Raw genomic sequence first — 3,818 nt, forward strand, 5'->3', positions numbered from 1 at the left:
CCGCCGTCCCTCCGCCGTCGCCCGCCCCGTGCGGGCACGGCCGACGCGGAGGCCGTCGCGGCGGGCATGCCGGACCGGGAGACCCGCGGGCCGACCGGCCACACGGGCTCCGGGTCCCGGCCGGGGTCGGTGCCGGGCCGCAGGATCTGCCGGACGACGAGCACGCACAGCGCGACCACCACGGCGTCGCGGACCAGCACGGTCACCAGGAACGGCTCCGGCGGCAGCCCCTTGTTCGCGACGCCGAGGTACTGGAACATCCGCGGCACCCAGACCAGCGCGTCGACGACCATCCACGCCAGCAGCAGCCGCCAGCGTGGCAGGGCGAGCACCGCGAGCGGGACCAGCCACAGCGAGTACTGCGGGCTCCACACCTTGTTGACCAGCAGGAACGCCGAGACCGTCAGGAAGGCCAGCTCGGCGACCGCGGGCGGGCGCGGCGCGCGCAGCGCGAACCAGGCGATCGCGGCGAACGCCAGCACCATGAGCACCGCGGTGACGGTGTTGAGCACGGTGGGGGACTGCCCGTCGCCGAGCGGTCCGTCGAAGCCGGACCAGCCGGTGAACCAGTACAGCGAGTACCAGATCGAGTCCGGGTCGGCCGGGCGCGTGCGGTTGAGCAGGAAGAACTCGACCCAGCCGCGCGGCCGGGCCAGCGCGACCGGGAGGTTCACCGCCACCCAGGCGAGGACCGCGGCACCGATCGTCCACGCGGCACGCGGGAGGCCGCCGTCGGCGCGGCGTCGCCAGCCGACGAGCAGCACCGGCAGCAGGAGCAGCAGCGGGTAGAGCTTCGCCGCGCCGCCGATCCCGAGCAACACCCCGGCCCAGACCGGCCGGTCCCGGCGCAGCGCGAGCAGCGCCCCGGTCGCGAGCGCGACGGTGAGCGTGTCGAAGTTGGTGAACGCGTGCACCGCCACCAGCGGGGACAGCGCGACCAACGCGGCGTCCCACGGACGTTCCGGGCGGAGCATCAGCACCGCCCACACCACCACCAGCCAGGCCATGGCCAGCCAGATCGCGGTGACGTCGAAGTAGACGACGACGTCGAGCGCGGTCGGCAACGGCAGCCGCTCGGCCAGCCACTGCCAGCCGTCGGTCAGCTGCGCATTGAGGTACTGGAACATCCCGGTGACGACCGGGTACTCCATGTACCGGGCGGTGCGGGAGCCGTCGGCGGCGGTCTCGAACCAGGCGTCGCGGTAGGGGACTGCGTCGTCGGCGAGACCTTCCAGCCCGTAGAGCGGGACGGTGTCGGAGTAGCACATCGCGACGTACTGACGGTCGTTGCGCCAGTCCAGCGCGAGCGCACCGTCCGGGGTGCGGTACTGCTGCAGACAGGCCGCCTTGCCCAGCCAGCCCAGCGCCAGCACGACGACGGCGAGCAGCAGCACCACCCGCAGCGGGGTCCACCAGCGCGACCGTCCGACGAGTGCGTGCCGACCCATCGGGCCTCCGACGACCCGGCTGGCGGCGCGCGCCAGCGGCTCGGTCCAGGTCGGGACCTCCCGGTCCCGGACGCCCGCCCCCGGCGCGTCGTGGGGGGCGGGCGGTGCGGCTCCGGGCCGGCCGCCTGCGGTCAGTTGTCGCCCCCGCGGCCGGGACGGTCCCGGCCCGCGTCGGAGCCGGGCGGACCGTCGCTGTTGCCGTCGCTGCCGGGGTCGCCGCTGCTGTCGTCGCCGGCCCCGTCCCCGGAGCCGTCGCCCGAGGAGTCACCCCGGTCGCCGCGGTTCCCGCGGTCACCCCGGTCCCCGCGGTCGCCGCGGTCGCCGTTGTCGCGGCTGTCGCCGGGCTCCTGGGTGGTGGTCGTCTGCTGGTCGTCGCCCTGCCCGGAGTCGTTCGAGACGGCCCGGGCCGGAGCCTGGCCGATCGGCTCGAAGTCGGAGAACTGCTCCACCGGCGTCCCCTGCAGCACGTCGTTCATGAACGACTGCCAGATCGAGCCGGGCAGCATCCGCCCGTAGACCGGGCGGCCCGCGGAGTTCTTGATCGGGGTGTTGTCGTCGGTGCCGACCCACACCGCGGTGGACACCGACGGTGTGTAGCCGACGGTCCAGGCGTCGTTGTTCTGGCCCTGGACGCTGCTCTGCACGGTGCCGGTCTTCGCGGCGACCGGACGCCCGTCCAGCCCGATCCGCGACGAGCTCGCGACGTCGGTCATGGACTCGGTGACGTTGCGGGCGACCTCGGCCGGCATGACCTGCTGGCCGTTGTCGGTGCTGCCGCGGTCGTAGATGACCCGACCGTCGCTGGCGGTGACCTTCGCGATCAGGAACGGGTCGCGCTTCATGCCGTCGGCCGCGAACGTGCCGTAGGCGGCGGCCATGTCCTCGGGGTGGACCTCGCGGTCACCCAGCGAGATGCCGCCGGTGGGGTTCGGCAGCAGGTCGGCGGGGATGCCGGCCTGGTGCGCGGCGTCGGCGACCCGCTGCGGGCCGACGTCGAGGCCCATCCGGTAGAAGACCGTGTTGATCGACTTGGTCATGGCCTCCTTCACCGAGCACCGGCCGCAGCTGACGCCCTCGGAGTTGGTGACCGTGGTGCCGGCGAGCTCCTGGGGGGAGGAGCCGTCGTAGATCGTGCCGAGACCGACCGGCGGGTTCGCCTGCAGCGCCGCCGCGAGCACGAACGGCTTGAACGACGAGCCGGGCTGCTTGAGCACCGAGGCGTAGTCGAGGCCGACACCGTTCTCCCCGCCGAAGTAGGCGATGATCGCGCCGGTCTTCGGGTTCACCGACACCAGCGAGGACCGCAGGTTGCCGGGCTGGCCGTCCATGATCTTCTCGACGGCCGTCGCCGCGTCCTCCTGGGCCTTCGGGTCGATCGTCGTGGTGACCGTCAGACCCTGGGTGTTGATCTCGGTCTCGGAGATCCCGAGCTTCTCCAGCTCGGCGCGGGCCGCGTTGTAGATGTGGCCCTTGTCGTCGCCGGGGATGCCACCGCCCTCGGCCGTGGAGGCCTCGCGCCACTGCGGGAACCTCTGCTGCGCCCGGTCGGCCTGCGTCATCCAGCCCTGGGCGACCATGCCGTCGAGCACGAAGTTCCACCGCTGCTGGGACATCTCGAGGTTCTTCGCCGGGTCCCAGCGCGACGGCGACTGGATCAGCCCGGCGATCATCGCGCCCTCGGAGGCGTTCAGGTCCTGGACGTTCTTCCCGAAGTACGCCTGGCTGGCGGCCTGGATGCCGTAGGCGCCGCGACCCAGGTAGATCGCGTTCAGGTAGTTGCCGAGGATCTGCTCCTTGGTCATCTCCTTGGACATCTTCGCGGCCAGCACGACCTCGCGGAACTTGCGGAACAGCGAGTACTGGTCGTTGCCGGTGGTCACCTTGATGTACTGCTGGGTGATCGTCGAGCCGCCGCCGATCCCGCCGGAGAGCTGGTTGATCACCGCCCGCGCGATGCCGGTGATGTCGAAGCCGGGGTTGGAGAAGAACGTGCGGTCCTCCGCGGACAGCACGGCCTGCTGGACCGGCACCGGCACCTGGGACAGGTCGACGCTGATCCGGTTGACGTTGTCCGGCCGGACCGTCGCCAGCGGGGCGCCGTCGGTGTAGGTGAAGGTCGCTACCTGGGTGACGGCGATGTCGTCGGCGTTGGGGACCGGGAACACCAGCCAGCCGATCGCGAACGCGACGAGCGGGCCGATCACCGCGAACGCGGCGAGCCCGATCACCCAGCGCCGGAGCCGGCGACGACGGCCGGGCTTCTTCCGCCCGTCACCGCCGTCCCCGGGACCGCGACCGTCGGGACGACCGGGCGGTCCGGGCGGGCGGCCGCCACCGCCGCCACGACGGGCGGCCGTGGCCGGTGCCGCC

At 72.7% G+C, this 3,818-nt stretch carries 2 protein-coding genes; both read right to left on the reverse strand.

The features are described from left to right. Positions 1-1,448, reverse strand: a 1,448-nt coding sequence (locus GTW08_RS16735; RefSeq protein ID WP_161152200.1) for a glycosyltransferase 87 family protein, incomplete at its 3' end; no start/stop codon positions are given. Between the two features lie 131 nt (positions 1,449-1,579). After that, the coding region (locus GTW08_RS16740; protein ID WP_161152201.1) for a transglycosylase domain-containing protein at positions 1,580-3,818 on the reverse strand (2,239 nt) is incomplete at its 5' end.

The organism is Pseudonocardia sp. SID8383 (genome assembly GCF_009864975.1).
Lineage (GTDB): Bacteria > Actinomycetota > Actinomycetes > Mycobacteriales > Pseudonocardiaceae > Pseudonocardia > Pseudonocardia alni.